The following is a 15,594-nucleotide window of genomic DNA, read 5'->3' as shown; positions in this document are numbered from 1 at the left end:
CGCACCTACAATTCGACCGTCGTTTGTTGATTCACATAGACGAGACCGCGAATCCCCGAAACGCCTTCCAACTCGCGAAGCAACACCCCTTCCTCGCCCTCGCGCGCCAACCGCACCTGATAGGCGTAATCCACCACGTCGCCCTGAGCAGCCGAGCGCATCGTCACCAGGGCGAAGTGCGCCGGAATCGTGCTCATCACCCGCGCCACCTGCTCGGAACCGGTCGGGCCGGCCGGCACCTGAAACCGCACCAGGCCGTCGTGCGAGTACCGCCGGCCGAATTGCGTGCGATTGAGGCCGATCGCGACCAGGCAGAAAAAGGCCGTGCCGAGAATGGCGCTGATGTAACTTTGCACGCCGCTCGCCACGCCGACGCCCATGGAAACGAAGAGGAAGATCAAATCGCGGGGATCGCGCAAATTGGTGCGGAAACGAATGATCGCCAGCGAACCGACGATGCCGATGCCGCGCGCCACGTTGTCGCCGATCGCGATCATGATCAGGCTGGAAGTCAGGCTGCCCAGAATCATGGTATGCAACAACCCGCGCGACCAGGAGAGCCCTTGAAAGGTTTTCTCATAGGTCGCGGCAACCAGGCTGGAACAAAGAAACGTGACCAGGAAGGAAAGAAGCACGCCGCTCCATTCCAGTTTCATCGAACCGAAGCTCAAGAGCAGATTTTCCATGACGCTTGCACTCCACCGCCGGAAACGTGAAATCGCCGGCCGGGAATCGGAGACGCTTCAGATCGCGCTGGCTTCGTCGGGCCGGTCGGCGAGATATTCGCGCAAACCTGCCACGGCGGCCTGATACTCGGCATAGGTATACTGGGCGTATTCATCGTCCTGCACGTGGCTGGCGATCGTCGAGTCGATTTCCGTGATCAGGGTGTCCGGATCTAGGTTTTCGATGGCGGCGACGATCGTCGGCAACGCGGTGTCGTACAGGTCGGCGCAACCGCTGATGCCCAGGCAACGGGAGCAGACGATGCTCGTGCCACTGGGAAACGCCGGTTTGTCGGTGAAGGCGCGATCGGTTCCCCAGGGCATCATGGTGAAATAGCCGTCGTTGTCGCTGTGCAGGAAATAGTTGTTGGCCGCTTGCGCATACCCGTCGGTCTGGCCGATGTAGTTCTCCACCGCCCACAGATCGAGAAAGAGATCAAAATCGAAGAGCGCGGCGACCGCGGCGGTCCAGGAGTCGTCGGCGGTATTGTTCAACACATCGACCAAAGTCAGCAGATCCTGCCGATCGGATTCGTCGCCCTCGTCGACGTCGATCTGACCGACATGGGTGGAATCGAGGTCCGCGGTTCCTTCGTAGACGTGCGAGGTGTTCTCGAACTGAAAGGCGGCGAAAACGTCGTCGTAGTTTTCGATCGTCGCGTACAAGCCGCGCGCCTCGCCGTTGACCAGCACCCAGGCATAACCGGCGCGAATCGCCGGAATCCCGATGCCGCGAAAAATCGTGTAGGCGAGCGTTTCATGCATCATGGTCGGATCGTCGATCATGTTGTTCAGGCTGAAACCCTTCAGGCCGAACAGCCGCGCCGTCGTGTCGTATTCGTTGATCTTGATTTTGAAGGCAGCCTTGCCGGTGATCGGCTGGAAGGACTCGCCGCTTTTCAGGCGGACGCCGACGGTCAGCAAATCGCTGGTGACCTCGCCGGAAACGACTTGGATTTGTCCCTCGACGAATTCATACGGCTCATTGGTCAAGGAGGTGACCGCGCCGTCGGACAAGGTGATGCGCACGGTGTTGATGGTCAGCGGATTGAAAAAGGTCGAGGAGGAGGAATAAGGCTCCTGGTTCGTCTCCCCTTGAGTCGGGCTGGTTTCCTGCCAATCGCCCGTGACGTCGGGCAACCGGCCCCAGGTGCTGCCGTCGGGCACTTCGCCGATGGTCTCTTGCGCCATGACGTTCATGGACGAATCCAACAGGTAGACGGTATCCTCGGCGCACTTGAGCCCGAAGGTGAAACCCTCCTCCAAATCTTCTTCCTGTTTGATGACGTAATGCTCGTCCGGTTGCACGACGCTGCCGGCGGGCACCTCGTACTGATGGCCGTCCTCGGTCAGATCGTCGGCGACGTACCAGCCGCTGATGTCGATTTCCGCCGCCGAGGTGTTGACGAGTTCCACCCAGTCGCGGCCATGGCAGTCGATTTCGTTGAGGACGATCGTCCCGCCCGCCGTGTCGTCGCCGCTATCGTCGTCGCTTTGGTCGTTGTCATCGTCGTCGGCGGCGTCGTCATCGGCGGCGTCATCATCGGAGCCCGAGTCGTCGTCATCATCGCCGCTATTGGCGCAACCCCAGACCGCCAAGGCAAGCACCGCGAACAGAAGAAACAAAAGGACACGAATGATTCGCCGGCTTTTCATTTTCACGCTCTCTCCCTCGAAAAAGGTCTCCGGAAAATCGCCGGAAACTGACGGTTACTCGATCCTGTCCATCAGGAGGGCAAAAAGCGTGCCAGCCGATCCGGGCCCGATAAACATCGCGTTTGCCTCTTGTTAGAAACAAATTAGCGAATTTCTGAGGTGTGGATTCGCGGGAAATGAATGCGCTCAATTTTTAGCAGTGCTGAAACTTGGCCAGGCTCATTAGGCCGATACACACCGCTACAAAGCGTAAAAAATGGCGCCAAAACTCATTTGCGGATTCTGAAAGCGTGTGTCGAAGCAACCATTCCCCGGGGGCGATGCTCAGCGCTCCCGCCGCCGGGAGACGGCCAAGGCGACCAGGCCGATCGCCGCCATCGCACCCAGCAGCGAAAGCAGCGGATCGCCCCGGCTGACACTGCACCCACCGGAGTCGTCGTCGTCGATATTGTCCTCATTGTATGCGTCCGATGGTAAATCCATCCAAAAGACTTCCTGACAGACGGAGTAAGCCTTATCGGCACAAATACCGTCCGGCGGATCGATTTTAATGGTGCCGGTCATGATCTCGTACCAATCCTGGGTTACCTTGGATTGCTGCTCGATGGCATACCGGGCTTTACCGGCCGGCGCACAGAGATCGGCAATGACGAAATAGAACATCTCGTAGCACATGCCGGTGCATTCCGGCACTTGATCGCCGTCGCAATCCACGCACTTTTCGGGGGTTTTTTCGCAATCGATTTCCGGTTCGTTGTTCATGTGCCCGCATTCGGAATAGACATGCGCGAGGGCTTCATTCTCGGCAAGCAAACCATCGGGCAGAATGGTCGTCGTTTCCTCGCCGATCTCGCGATGGATCCGGAATTGGCTATCCAAGTCGGAAGAAATCTGGAGATCGCCGTCGTCCATCCATGTTTTTTTATCCAACCGAAAGCCGATACAAACGCTGCCATGGTCTTGTTGCAGAGGCAAATCCTGCTCGTTGGAAACCGGGTTGGCGAAAACCGCGTTCGAAACGACAAACAGAACCGCGAAGCAAATCACGACGGCTGAAATTCTCATCCGAGGACTCCTCTAACATACACCTGATTTTTTGTGTGACAGAACCCGGACCATCCGGCCCTTGCCTGACCGAAGGAAATCCGGCGATACGTCTTTGGCGAAGCGACCGTTTTCCAAGCGATATTCAGCGCTCCCGCCGCCGGGAGACGGCCAAGGCGACCAGGCCGATCGCCGCCATCGCGCCGAGCAGTGAAAGTAACGGATCGCCCCGGCCGACGCTGCAACCGCCTGAGTCGTCGTCGTTATCATCGTCGTTGTCGTCATCAGCCGCGCCGTCGGCGGAATCGTCGTCGCCGTAGGCATCCGGCGGCAAATCGGTCCAAAAGACTTTCTGACAGACCGTAGCGGTCGTATCGACACAATCGCCGGACGGCGGATTAATGGTAATGGAAGCCGACATCCAATCATTCCAGTCGTCGCCGTCTTCAGCTTTCATTTCCATCAGGTAATCGGCGCTGCCGGCGGGAGCGCACAAATCCGCGATGACGAAATACAACATCTCGTAACACAGGCCGAAGCAATCGGGAGTTCCGTCGCCGTCGCAATCCACGCATTCATCGGGATTCTGTTCGCACTCGGCGTCAGCCGCGGCGCTGGAAATGTCGCTGTCGTCATCGGTGGCCATGTGGGTGCATTCGGTGACCCGCGCCAGGGCTTCGGCGGCCGTAAATTGGCGCGCCGGGACGATATCGGACACCTCATCGCCAAGATACCGCCGGATGCGGTAATTCATCTCCAATTCAGAGGATACATGGACTGCGCCATCAACCATGGCGGTTTTCTGATCGAGCCGAAAACCGATGCAGACGCTGCCTTGATCCTGTTGCAGGGGCAGTTCGTTGTCGTCGGGAATCGGATTGGCGAGAAGCCACGCCGGCGCCAGGCTTACACCAAGAAAAAGAATGAGGCCGAGCAACCGTTTCATATCGAACCTCCATTTCGCCCCCGTCAGATTATTGCCCGATCCATCTTCAATTGGCAAGGGATTTTCCATTCATCCAATAAATAGCAAGCGTGCCAGGATGCCGCTCGGCCGGAAGCGATCGCCATCCGGCTACCCTGTTTTTATTCGAGGTCTGTTATAATAGGGTAAAGCAACCGATTTTCCGCCGATCCGACGAGGGAGAAAAACCAGTGGAATTCACCCGGTACCGCCCCGCAAGCGGACACCCCAATTGGGAAACGTGCGACCGGCAAGCTCGGGAACTGGCCGAGCGAATTCTGCCGGTCATCCTCAAAGATTCCGACCTCACCCCCGCCGACCGGCTGGCGGATGCCTGGCGCAAGGCGAAAGCCTTGAGGCAAGCGGGCGAGAACCTGATCGTCAATCGCCGGCGTTATCGCCGGGGCGATCATGCGCTACGTCCCCTTTACGTAATTTGGACGATGCTCAACGATTGCAATTTCCGCTGCACCTATTGCGACAACCACCAGGGCGAGCACTACTACGACCACAAGGACCCGGACCGCCTGGACACCGCGCAAGGCAAAGACCTGTTGCGGCGCATGATCACCGGAACCTCGGCCATCTACTGGTGCGGCGGCGAGCCGACCCTGCGTCCGGATTTGCCGGAACTGCTCGATTACGCCTGGCATCTGGGCTATTTCCCCAACATGATCAACACCAACGGCGGCTTGTTGCACAAACTGTTGGTCAAGCCGGCCTACCGGTCTTTTCTCCGGCAGATGGATCTGGTGATCGTCAGTCTGGACGGCTTGCAGCTCGAAGGTCTGCGGAAGCTGTGGCGCGTCAAGCAGGTCGAACAGGTCTTCGTCAATTTGCTGTTGTTGCGGCGGTTGCGGCGGGAAGTTACCTTCAAGCTCGCGGTCAATACGGTGATCACCCGCGACAACATTCCGGAAGCGCGGGCGATCCTCGATTTATGCGCCGACCTGGATCTCTGGTTCGTTCCCGTGCCGGTCAATTATCGGCACGAACCCAACCGCGAACTGCTCGACGACCCGGCCTACCGGGACCTCGCCGGGCAAATCGTGGCGCGGAAACGGGCCGGCCAACCGATCATCGGCTCGCCGACGCTGCTGGAACGGCTGCTCTTCGCTCAACCCTACCAATGCCTGACCGCGCTGAAACCGCACGTCTGGTCCAACGGCCACCTGACCTTCCCCTGTCGCGCCACGGCCAATGTCCCCCCGGCCGATATCAATCTTTTGGATTATGCCGGCTTCGACGAGGCCTACGCGGCGGCCCGGAAGGAGGTCAATCCGAATTTCTTCCACGGCCCCGGTAAAAACCAATGCGGCGGGCATTGCGCCTGGATGCAGAACTACACGACGGCCCGCTACCTGGACGGCATTATCAATCCGCTCGGCAGCGGCTTTGTCGGCGAACTGCTGGAATTCGCTTTTCACGGCGGCCGCGGATGATGCACCGTGATCGGCCGCCCGACCCGGACATCCTCGTCGCCATCGATGCCCTGACGGTCGCCGTCATCAGCGTGACCATCTGCCTCTGGAGCGACCGGCTCGGCCGGCAATCGGTTTTAGTGCCGCTGGCGATCCTCGCGCGGATGGCGGCTCTCGGCATTTTTGCCAAGGGCGTCGTCTGGCGCGTCGAAATCCCGTTCTTCATTCTCTGCACCCTGCTCGGCGCCTTCAACGATTGGAACTCGGTCGTTCATCACCGTATTTACCGCTATACGGTGCCGTACGATTCCGCCTTTTCCACCATCCCGACCTGGATGCTGCTTTTTTGGGGCATGATCCTTCGTTTTTTCGCCCGCCTGGCGCGCTGGAAAAATCTCGGCCCGCCGGCGCGGCCCGCCGATCGGATCGGCATCGGCGACTGGTTTGTCGAGAGCCCGGCGTTGAAGGTCGGCGCTCAATTGCTTCTGATTTTGGCGACCCGACAATGGATCTATCGCACCTACCTCGATCCGCTTTTTTCCTGGTTGCCGTTTCTCGCTTCGCTGGCGATCTATCTGCTTTTCTTTTTCCCCAGCCGGCACGACCTGAAACTGCTGGCCGTATTCTTCGTCGGCGGACCGGCGATGGAAATGCTGTACATCCGGGTCGGGCATCTCCATCAATATTATCTGGGTTGGATCGGCGGCGTCCCGCTGTGGATCGTCCTCTGGTGGATGCTGGCGATTTTGATTTGGAAGGACCTTTCCCTGCGCGTTGAAAACGCCCTGCGCGCCTGGTTGGTCGATGGAAAGAGAGCTTCGTAATGCAAGAAATCCTGTCCCGCTTGATCAATATCGGCGTCCCGAAGGAAATGAACCCGGAGCAGGCCAAGTACATTCAGATGGCCAACCTCAGTTCGCTGGTCATGATCCCCGTGATGTTGCCGTTTCTGGTCTTGTGCCTGCTCAATGGCTGGCGGCTGCTTTTTCTTGAAATGTGCCTGTTTAACGGCTTGATTCTGCTGACCACGGCGCTCAATCGGCGCGGTCGCCACGAAGCGGCCAACATTTTTTACGGGATTCTGGTCAATGCGCATCTGGTCATCACGACCGTTGCGCTCGGCAGCGACACCCTGATGCCGCTGCTGATCCTCTGCGGCATCGGCGGCGCGATCACGATGATTCCGCGCGGCGACATCAAGCCGGTCATCATGGCCTTCGCGATGGTGATCGCCTCCTATGCCGCCGCGCTGGTCCTGGTCGGCGCCTACGGCCCCTTTTATCAACTGACCACCCACCAGTTACACATTTTGCGGGGGTTCGTCGCCGTCGGCCTGTTCATCGCGATTTCCGTCAATGCCGCCATCGGGCGCCTGGGGGCGAGCATCACCGAGGACCGGCTGCGCGCCGAACAGCAGCGGTCAGCCGATCTCCTCTCACGCCTTCAAGAAGAAGATCGCCGCAAGACCGAATTTTTCCAGAACGTCTCGCACGAACTCCGGACGCCTCTGACGCTGATTCTCGGGCCGCTCGAAGGGCTGCTCGCCGACGACGACGCGGCGCTCGGCGAATCGCACCGCCGCCGTCTGGAAATGATGATGCGCAACGCCCGGCGATTGTTGCGTCTGATCAACCAACTGTTGGATCTCTCGAAAATCGACGCGGGCAAGGTCGGCTTGTCGCCCCGGAGCGGCAACCTGTCGGCCTTCGTCGAAGACCTCACCCGCTCCTTCGCCGCCTACGCCGAGCAAAAAGGCATCGCGCTGGCGGTCAGGGATTCCGGCGACGGCGTCACGGCGGATTTCGACCCCGAGATCATCGAGAAAGTCGTCTCCAACCTTCTATCGAACGCCTGCAAGTTCACACCGGCCGGCGGCCGGGTCGAGGTGTCGGTGACCGCGCCACCGGGACACCGGGAAGTCGGCATCGCGGTGCGGGACACGGGCATCGGCATCGCGCCGGCCGATCTCGCCACCATTTTCGACCGCTTCCACCAGGTGGACGGCTCGACGACGCGGTCGCACGAGGGAACGGGAATCGGGCTGAGCCTGGTTCAGGAACTGGTGCGTCTGCACGGCGGCCGCATCGCGGTGCGAAGCGAACCCGGCCGCGGGACCGTTTTCGACATTTTCCTGCCGCGCGAGCAAACGGCGCCGCCGATTCCCGCCGCCGAGGCCTTCGGCTTCGCCTACGCCGAACTGGAATCCAACGGCCTGGAATCGCCGCCCCTCGAAGCGGCCGCCGCCGAAACGCCGCCGGGCAAGCAGCCGGTAATTCTGGTGGTCGAGGACAACCCTGACATGCGCGAATATTTGTGCAAAGGCATCAAAACCCGCTATCGGGTGATCGCCGCGGTCAACGGCGAGGATGGCCTGGAAAAAGCGCGCCTCCACCAACCACAGTTGATCGTCAGCGACGTGATGATGCCGGTGATGAACGGGCACGTCCTCTGCCGCGCCCTGCAGGCGGACGAACGGTTGAAAACCATCCCGGTCATCCTGCTGACCGCGAAAACCTCCCGCGAGGCGGTGCTCGAAAGCCTCGAATCCGGCGCGATCGACTGTCTCACCAAACCCTTTTCCTTCGACGTATTGCTGGTCAAAATTCGCGGCATTCTGCAACGCAAGGCCGAGCATGAGCATCTCGCGCTGCGCGATCGGTTGACCGGCTTGCTCAACCGCGGAGCGTGGACGCAGGCCGTCGGTCATGAAATGGAAAAATTGGCCCGCTATGGCGGCGTCTTGAGCCTGGCGTTTCTCGACGTCGACAATTTCAAACATGTCAATGACAGCCACGGCCATCAAACCGGGGATCAGGTGCTGATCGAACTGGCGACGACCCTGGTCGGCGAATTGCGCTCGGTCGATCTCCTCGGCCGTTACGGCGGCGAGGAATTCGTGCTTTGCTTCCCGGAATCGTCGGGCGCCAACGCGGTGCGGTTGATGCAGCGCATTCTGCAGGTCTTCCGCGCCAAGCCCATCGGCGCTTTGGGGCTGCAATGTTCGTTCAGCGCGGGCGTGGTGGAAATCGGCCCGGATAAAGTGCTTTCGCTGGACGAGTACCTGGCCCGTGCCGACGCCGCAATGTACCAGGCCAAACGCGAGGGCAAGGGCCGCGTCCTGCTTTGGCGTCCGGAATGACCGCCGGCGCGCGTCGCCCTCCCGCCGCTACTGGAAGCCGTAAAATGTTGTAAGATAGCGCGCAACGTAAATGGAACGAGGCGATGGTATGTACATGCTGAAGCGAATCGCGATCCTCCTGCTGCTGTTGGTTCTTGCGACGACGGCGCTGGCTTCCTGCAGTTCGAAAAACGACTCGGACGACGATGACGATTCCTCGCCGCCGGCCGGCGACGACGACGACAACGACAATGACGACGATAACGACACCACCGCGCCGCTCGACACCGCCCGGGCGCTGGCCGACACCTGGATCGACACCTATACCCCCGAAACCATGGGGTGGAGCTGGGACAGCGGCCTGCTGATGCTCGGCATCTGGGAGCTTTACCGGCAGACCGGCGAGAACCGCTACCACGATTACGTGCAAACGTGGATGGACTATCACATCTCGATCGGCTACACGATCGCCTTCAACGACCACGTGCCTCCCGGCCGTCTGGCGCTGCGGCTGTGGGAGGAAACCGGCGAGGCAAAGTACCGGAAGGTGGTCGACGACACGCGCTACTACATTTTCGAAAAAGCCGACCGGCTGCCAGACGGCGGCCTCAACCACATGGGTTGGATCTCCGGCCAGCAGATTTGGGTGGATACGTTGTTCATGCTCACCTTTTTGCTGGAACTCGGCGCGGCCGACGACGACAACGCCTGTTTCGACGAATCGGTGTTGCAGTTCGAGGTCTTCGCCAAGCATCTGCGCGACGCGGATACCGGCCTTTACCGCCACATGTATGACGCCGAGACCGACACCGTAACGCCGGCGGAAAAAGACTACTGGGGCCGCGGCAACGCCTGGGTGATCGCCGCCTCGGGCATCGCCCTGGAAGCCATGCCGCCGGAGCACGAAGGCTATGCGGGAATCCGGGACCGCTTCGTTCAGCAGGCCGCGGCGATGGGCGCGTTGATCGACACCGGCAATCGCTGGCACACCATCATGAATCGGCCGGAGACCTACCTCGAAACGAGCGTCGGGCCGCTGGTCGCGTCGGGCATCTACCACGCGGCGCTGGCCGGCGAGGCGAACGACTCCCTGCTGGAACTGGCCCGGCGCGGGTTGCGCGGCGCCCTCGACCAGGCCGTGACCGACGAACTCGGCGAAACCATCCTGCTGGGCACCAGCTACGGCACCGGCCCCTCCACCTGGGAAATGTACGATTACGTCCTCAAGGGCGAACAGGTGACCTACGGCATCGGCGCGACGCTGATCGCCGTCACGGCGCGCTAGACCTACGAACCGGAGACGGCGCTGCCGGCCGCCCAGGCGACGACCGACGACTACATCCATCCGCCGTCCGGCGACGACCCGACCGACTGGGGCTACTACTACCTGGCGCGCGGCGACTTCTATTCGGCGCTCGACCGCCTGGCCGCCGCGCCGGCCGACGACGCGGCCGCGCAACTGGCGACCGGCGTGGTCGAAACAGTCCGGTTCGCGTTCGGCGTCCTCGATGACGTCAGCCGGTACATGCTCGACGAAACCGACCTGCTGACGACCATCGACACCATTCTTGGCGACGGCCGGGAGGTGGGCCAGGATCTTGCGGTCCTGATGCCCGTGGCCGAAACGGATCTCGATTTCTCGCGGATCATCGAGCGATTCGTCATGACCGAACAGGGCGGCAGCACGGCACTGGGCCGGGTTGAGGTGGATCGCGGCGAAGCCTTCATTCTCGACGCGGCCGGCCATCTGATTTGGGGCGTGGCCGACGTCGTCGATTCGCTCGGCGGTTCCCGGACCACCGGCAATCTGCTGGGCGTCGGCGACTGGCTCGGCGTACTGCTGCATCCAAGCCGGCTGATCGACAACACCCTGCTGGTCGCCGGCCTGGACGAAATGATCGCCGGGATCGACCTGCTGATCGACGGCATCGCGGAAATCATCGCCGAAATCGACGACCAATCCGACGACCTGGTGCCGGCCAATCTGCTGCGCCTGGAAGGCGAATTCAAACTGCCCGGCATCCTGCTGCCGACCCCGGTCGACGAGCTGCTCGGGCCGATCGCCGACTTGTTCGCCGGCAAGCCGATGCCCGGCGCCCTGGTCGAATTGCTGCAAACGGTGCGCGGCGTGCTGGTTTTCGTGCGAAATCTGGTCGGATAGCACACATTGTCCCGTCATCCCCGAAGCGCCTCAAGCGCTTGACGATCAACCTATTGTTGTTCATCTTATCGCCTCGGCCGAGCCGGGCGCGCCTCGCAACAATCCGGAAAAACAGTTTGCGCCCGGCAACATTTTTAGCGCATCATGGCCGAGTGATCGGCCACGGTCGATCTGTCGGATCAGACTGCTTCAATTAAACGAAAACGAATGGACTGAAATGACCGACACCGCCGGACACCGGTCCGCTACCTCTCTTCTCCTACTCGGCGCCCTCGGTGTCGTTTACGGGGATATCGGCACATCACCGCTGTATGCCGTCAGCGAGACGTTTTTCGGCCACTTTCACATTCCGACGACGCCGGATAACGTTTTCGGCGCGATTTCCCTGATCTTTTGGGCCCTGACCATCGTCATCTCCGTCAAGTACGTCGGCTTGATCATGTGCGCCGACAACAACGGCGAAGGCGGCATTTTCGCTCTCTGGGCGTTGATCACCAACAACCAGCGCTCGCCAAAAACGAAACAGCGGATTCCCTCCTGGATCGGCGCCGGCATCGCGGTGCCGATTCTCATCGGCGCCTGCCTGCTCTACGGCGACGGCATGATCACCCCGGCCATCTCCGTTCTTTCGGCGGTGGAAGGCCTCCAGGTCGTCACTCCCGCGGCCCAACCCTACGTCGTCCCGGTAACGCTGTTGATCTTGGCCTCGCTGTTTTCCATCCAGAAGCGAGGCTCGCGCAGCCTGGGGTGGCTCTTCGGGCCGGTCATGCTTATATGGTTCGTGGCGATCGCCCTGCTGGGTGTGCTGCAAATTCTGAAACATCCCGAGGTGATTAAAGCCCTCAATCCCGTTTATGCCGTCAACCTGCTGGCGCATTACAAATTAAGTTCGGTTTACATCCTGGGCGCCGTGGTGCTCTGCGTGACCGGCGGCGAAGCGCTGTATGCGGATATGGGCCACTTCGGCCACCGCGCTATCGGCCAGTCCTGGCTGGGCATCGTTTTCCCCTGCCTCCTACTGAATTACTTCGGGCAAGGCGCCGTGCTCCTGAGCGGCCAGCCGATCGCCAATAACCACGTGTTCTACGCCGTCTGTCCGGCGATGCTCATGATCCCCATGGTCATTCTCGCCACCGTCGCCACGATCATCGCCAGTCAGGCGCTGATTTCCGGTGCGTTTTCAATGACCCAACAGGCGATCGCCTTGGGCGTGTTCCCGCGCCTCAAGATCATTCACACCAATCCCGAGGTGCGTGGTCAGATCTACGTGCCGTTTATCAATTTTCTTCTGTTCATCGGTTGCGTGACGCTCGTTCTCGGTTTCCGCTCCTCCGGAAATCTGGCGGCGGCTTACGGCCTGGCCGTGACCGGCACCATGGTCATTACCACCCTCTCCTTCTTCGTCGTGACGCATTACGTGCTGCAATGGAAACTGCGCTGGATTCTTCCCGTTTTCCTTGTTCTTTTCGCGGTCGATCTGTCCTTTTTCTTTTCCAACCTGATGAAATTTTCCAGCGGCGGGTACGTGCCGGTCATCATCGGTTTGGCCTTCTTCCTGGTCATGGACAACTGGCGCTGGGGGCGCCAATGGCTTTCGGCGGCTTACCAGCGGCGGTTCGGCACACACGAGTTGACCGTCGAGGCGCTGATCGAGAAAAAGCGGCAGCACACCGATCCGATCTCCTCGGTTTCACTGGTCGTGATGGCTTCCCGGCCGGTGCTGACGATCAAAGACACCGTGCCACCGGTGATGGCCGCCCATTACAAAAGCTGGAAAATCCTGCCCAAGCACCTGATCTTTTTCTCCGTCTTCCAGGAAAACACGCCGTTCATCCCCGAAGCCGGACGAACCACGGCGCAAATCCTCAGCCAGGGCGAAGAGGGAACCATCGCCTCGGTGCAAACCCACTACGGTTACATGGAACAACCCAACGTGCGTGCGGTGCTGGCGGAGTTGAAAAATTCCCAGCAAATCAAGATCCCGCGCGATCCCAAGAAATGGCTCGTGCTGATCGGGATGGAACGCTTCATCACGCCCGGCAAGTCCCTTCGGGAACGCGGCCGCCTGCTGTTTTTCAGCCGCCTGAACCGGCTCAGCAAGCCGATTACCGACTACTTCGGCCTTGAAACCGACAGCAGTCTGGCCATCGAAACCATCAATATCTAAGCCCGGATGATTGGCCGGAAAAACCGGCGGTCCGTCAATCGCCGTCGGCGACCGCGGTTTCCGCCGCGGCATTGCGGCCGGCCAGGCGGCCGAAGACGATCGTCGCGGTCACGGCCGTGCCGCTGCCCGGATAGTAAGGACCGATGAAACCGCCGGCGGCCATTCCGGCGGCGTAAAGTCCCATGATCGGCTCGCCGTCATTGCCGATGACCTGGGCCTTGGAGTTGATCTTCAAGCCGCCGACCGAACCGACATTGTAGAAATATACCGAGGTCGCGTAGTACGGCGGCGTGTCGAGCGCCTGGAGCGCGACGGCTTTTTGATAGAGGGTATCCGCGTCTTCGTCGGCGATGTCCGCGTTCCATTTTTGCAGGGTCAGCGCCAACTGCCCGGCATTCACGCCCATGGCGTCGGCCAACGCTTCCGGCGTGTCGGCGGTGAGAATCTTGCCGCTGGCGATTTCCGCCGCCAGGTCGTCGCTCCAGCCGCCGATCACGGAACCGCCCATTTGCCGGACGTTTTCATCGAACACCGCCCAGGCGATGTGTTCTTCCTGGTCGAACACCGCACGCGCGACGTAGCCGTAATGCGCGGCTTCGTTGACGAACCGCTGGCCGTACTTGTTCACCCAGATGCCGGGAATCGGCAGATCGGCCTCGTTTCGCCCGATGCGCATCGCCGGATAGGCGATCGTGCCGCCGAAGCCGGCTGGCGCCGCGCCGATCGCCAGGCCCATTTTCAAAACATCACCGGTGTTGCCGGTGCAGGCCAGGCTCAGTTGGTTTTCCAGATCCTTGTACAATTGCGGCGAATAGGCTTTCGCCAGCTCGTCGTTGCAATCGAAACCGCCGGCGGCTACGACTACGGCCCGGCGCGCCTTGATGTACAACGCATCCTCGCCGTCGCCGACGCAAACGCCGACCACCCGTTTGTCCGCGTCGGCGATCAACTGCGTGACCGGGCTTTCGATGCGGATATCCACCTGGGATTTCTGCGCCTGTTCCTTGAGCACGCTGAAATAGCCGCCGCCGAGACCGTCGGCGACGTGCAACCGCGCCGGAATCAGCTCGGGATCGATGTAAGGGATCGGATCGATCGCGTAGATCTTGGTGATGGTCAGGCCCATCCCCACCAGCCAGTCCAGATCGCCGGCGGAATTGTAGGCCATCGTGCGGACCAGTTCGGCGTCGGCGACGCCTTCGCCGGCTTCCAGCCAATATTGGTAATGCTTTTCCGGCGTATCGCCGGAAATGCCGAACTGCTGCTGGTATTTGGTGCCCGAGGCCTGGACGACACCCCCGGAAAAAGCGGTGTTGCCGCCGAGGTTGTCGGATTTTTCCAGCACGATAACGCCCGCGCCCTTGCTTTTGGCTTCGATGGCCGCCACCAGGCCCGCACCGCCCGCACCGATGACGACGACGTCGGTTTCTTCATCCCAATCGACCGAGAACAAAACCGCGTCCTTGCCGTTCCGGCCGTCCTTGCCGTCGCTGCCCGCGCAACCGACCAAGACGCCGGTCGTGGCCACCGCGCCCCAGAACAAAAACTTTCTCCGGCTGATCGGCTTTCCCGCTTTTTCTTCCATCGACGATTTCCCTTTCCTGCTGGATCGAGCGGTTGGAAATAGGATTGATTACATGCACCCGAGAACGGAACCGCCGCAACAGACGGCAATCGGGGCGTTGCAGGGGCCCAGGAAGCAACCGATGTTGTGCAGCGGATCCGCCAGCGCTTCCGGACAATTCTCTTCCACACAGATGCCGGCATCGGCGAATTGCAGCAGCGATTCGTAGGAAGCCGGCGCCATGCAGTCCTGGAGGCAATCGGCCGGCAGGCAGGCTTCGAGGCATTTGAGCACGGTGACGCAGGCCTCGTCGCCGTAAGGGCCGAAACAGGCCGCGTACGGATCGGAACAATTCTGCAAAGTGCATTTCAGCAGCGCGTAGCTGTCCGGATCGGGAGTCGCCTGACAGGCCGCCACGACGCAGTCCGCGAGATCGGGGCAGTCGTCGGCGTAGGGCAGATCATCGGCGGTCAGGCCGTCGTCATCGTCGCCGGTGCCGTCGTCATCGCCGGTCTGGTCGTCGTCGCCACCGCCATCGTCGTCCGGTTCTTCCGTTTCGTCATCCGGGCCGCCGTCATGGTCGTCGTCCGCGGCGCCGATGACCTCGCCGTCACGGCCGTCCCGGCCGTCCTCGCCGTCCACGCAGGAAAAACAAAAGATCGCCCCGAAGATGAAGTTGCCGAGGACCAATAGCAGCAACAGATGCTCATGTTTCATGCGTAAATTCCTTGTCGCGCGGCGAACACCGGAGTGTCAAAATATTTATACGCTTTT

12 protein-coding genes are annotated in these 15,594 nt (G+C 60.7%); 6 read left to right on the top strand and 6 right to left on the bottom strand.

The window, feature by feature from the left end; all coding sequences use genetic code 11:
• Positions 1–5: 5 nt before the first annotated feature.
• From GX444_00735 to GX444_00720, 4 genes are all read right to left on the bottom strand, one after another.
• The gene (locus tag GX444_00735; protein ID NLH47106.1) at positions 6–686 is read right to left on the bottom strand and encodes a DUF4956 domain-containing protein; all 681 of its coding nucleotides are present in this window, start codon (positions 684–686) and stop codon (positions 6–8) included.
• A 57-nt stretch (positions 687–743) separates the two neighbouring features.
• Positions 744–2,381, bottom strand: coding sequence for a hypothetical protein (locus GX444_00730; protein NLH47105.1), 1,638 nt, complete (start codon positions 2,379–2,381; stop codon positions 744–746).
• Positions 2,382–2,705: 324 nt separating this feature from the next.
• The gene (locus tag GX444_00725; GenBank protein ID NLH47104.1) at positions 2,706–3,446 is read right to left on the bottom strand and encodes a hypothetical protein; all 741 of its coding nucleotides are present in this window, start codon (positions 3,444–3,446) and stop codon (positions 2,706–2,708) included.
• 124 nt (positions 3,447–3,570) lie between these two features.
• A complete protein-coding gene (locus GX444_00720) occupies positions 3,571–4,371 on the bottom strand; it encodes a hypothetical protein (protein ID NLH47103.1) in 801 nt (266 codons plus the stop codon).
• 209 nt (positions 4,372–4,580) lie between these two features.
• Between GX444_00720 and GX444_00715 the strand changes: the two genes are divergently transcribed.
• The 6 genes from GX444_00715 (at position 4,581) to GX444_00690 (ending at position 13,256) form a co-directional block, all read left to right on the top strand.
• Positions 4,581–5,831: a radical SAM protein gene (locus tag GX444_00715; GenBank protein NLH47102.1), complete on the top strand. Its 1,251-nt coding sequence runs from the start codon at positions 4,581–4,583 to the stop codon at positions 5,829–5,831.
• Entirely contained in the window at positions 5,828–6,634 is an 807-nt protein-coding gene (locus GX444_00710) for a hypothetical protein (GenBank protein ID NLH47101.1), read from the top strand. Before GX444_00715 ends, GX444_00710 begins: the two co-directional genes overlap by 4 nt.
• Positions 6,634–8,949: a diguanylate cyclase gene (locus tag GX444_00705; protein ID NLH47100.1), complete on the top strand. Its 2,316-nt coding sequence runs from the start codon at positions 6,634–6,636 to the stop codon at positions 8,947–8,949. Before GX444_00710 ends, GX444_00705 begins: the two co-directional genes overlap by 1 nt.
• A 94-nt stretch (positions 8,950–9,043) precedes the next feature.
• The gene (locus GX444_00700) at positions 9,044–10,213 is read left to right on the top strand and encodes a hypothetical protein (GenBank protein ID NLH47099.1); all 1,170 of its coding nucleotides are present in this window, start codon (positions 9,044–9,046) and stop codon (positions 10,211–10,213) included.
• A gap of 186 nt (positions 10,214–10,399) precedes the next feature.
• Complete coding sequence (locus GX444_00695; protein ID NLH47098.1) at positions 10,400–11,089, top strand: hypothetical protein; 690 nt, start codon at positions 10,400–10,402, stop codon at positions 11,087–11,089.
• A 217-nt stretch (positions 11,090–11,306) separates the two neighbouring features.
• Positions 11,307–13,256, top strand: coding sequence for a KUP/HAK/KT family potassium transporter (locus GX444_00690; GenBank protein NLH47097.1), 1,950 nt, complete (start codon positions 11,307–11,309; stop codon positions 13,254–13,256).
• A 34-nt stretch (positions 13,257–13,290) separates the two neighbouring features.
• Here the strand turns inward: GX444_00690 and GX444_00685 are convergent, their stop codons facing one another.
• Positions 13,291–14,841: an FAD-dependent oxidoreductase gene (locus GX444_00685; GenBank protein ID NLH47096.1), complete on the bottom strand. Its 1,551-nt coding sequence runs from the start codon at positions 14,839–14,841 to the stop codon at positions 13,291–13,293.
• Between the two features lie 48 nt (positions 14,842–14,889).
• On the bottom strand, positions 14,890–15,537 hold the full coding sequence (locus tag GX444_00680) for a hypothetical protein (protein NLH47095.1): 648 nt from the start codon (positions 15,535–15,537) through the stop codon (positions 14,890–14,892).
• Between the last annotated feature and the right edge of the window lie 57 nt (positions 15,538–15,594).

Source organism: Myxococcales bacterium (genome assembly GCA_012517325.1).
Classification (GTDB): Bacteria; Lernaellota; Lernaellaia; order Lernaellales; family Lernaellaceae; genus JAAYVF01.
Note: the sequence above shows the minus strand (reverse complement) of the source record. Positions and strands in the feature narration are given on the sequence as shown.

What these genes read in the sequence shown, in the direction of transcription:
- GX444_00690 (NLH47097.1), top strand. Translation starts at nt 11,307, where the DNA reads ATGACCGACACCGCCGGACACCGGTCCGCTACCTCTCTTCTCCTACTC.
- GX444_00720 (NLH47103.1), bottom strand. Translation starts at nt 4,371, where the DNA reads ATGAAACGGTTGCTCGGCCTCATTCTTTTTCTTGGTGTAAGCCTGGCG.
- GX444_00730 (NLH47105.1), bottom strand. Translation starts at nt 2,381, where the DNA reads ATGAAAAGCCGGCGAATCATTCGTGTCCTTTTGTTTCTTCTGTTCGCG.
- GX444_00680 (NLH47095.1), bottom strand. Translation starts at nt 15,537, where the DNA reads ATGAAACATGAGCATCTGTTGCTGCTATTGGTCCTCGGCAACTTCATC.
- GX444_00700 (NLH47099.1), top strand. Translation starts at nt 9,044, where the DNA reads ATGCTGAAGCGAATCGCGATCCTCCTGCTGCTGTTGGTTCTTGCGACG.
- GX444_00705 (NLH47100.1), top strand. Translation starts at nt 6,634, where the DNA reads ATGCAAGAAATCCTGTCCCGCTTGATCAATATCGGCGTCCCGAAGGAA.
- GX444_00725 (NLH47104.1), bottom strand. Translation starts at nt 3,446, where the DNA reads ATGAGAATTTCAGCCGTCGTGATTTGCTTCGCGGTTCTGTTTGTCGTT.
- GX444_00685 (NLH47096.1), bottom strand. Translation starts at nt 14,841, where the DNA reads ATGGAAGAAAAAGCGGGAAAGCCGATCAGCCGGAGAAAGTTTTTGTTC.
- GX444_00710 (NLH47101.1), top strand. Translation starts at nt 5,828, where the DNA reads ATGATGCACCGTGATCGGCCGCCCGACCCGGACATCCTCGTCGCCATC.
- GX444_00735 (NLH47106.1), bottom strand. Translation starts at nt 686, where the DNA reads ATGGAAAATCTGCTCTTGAGCTTCGGTTCGATGAAACTGGAATGGAGC.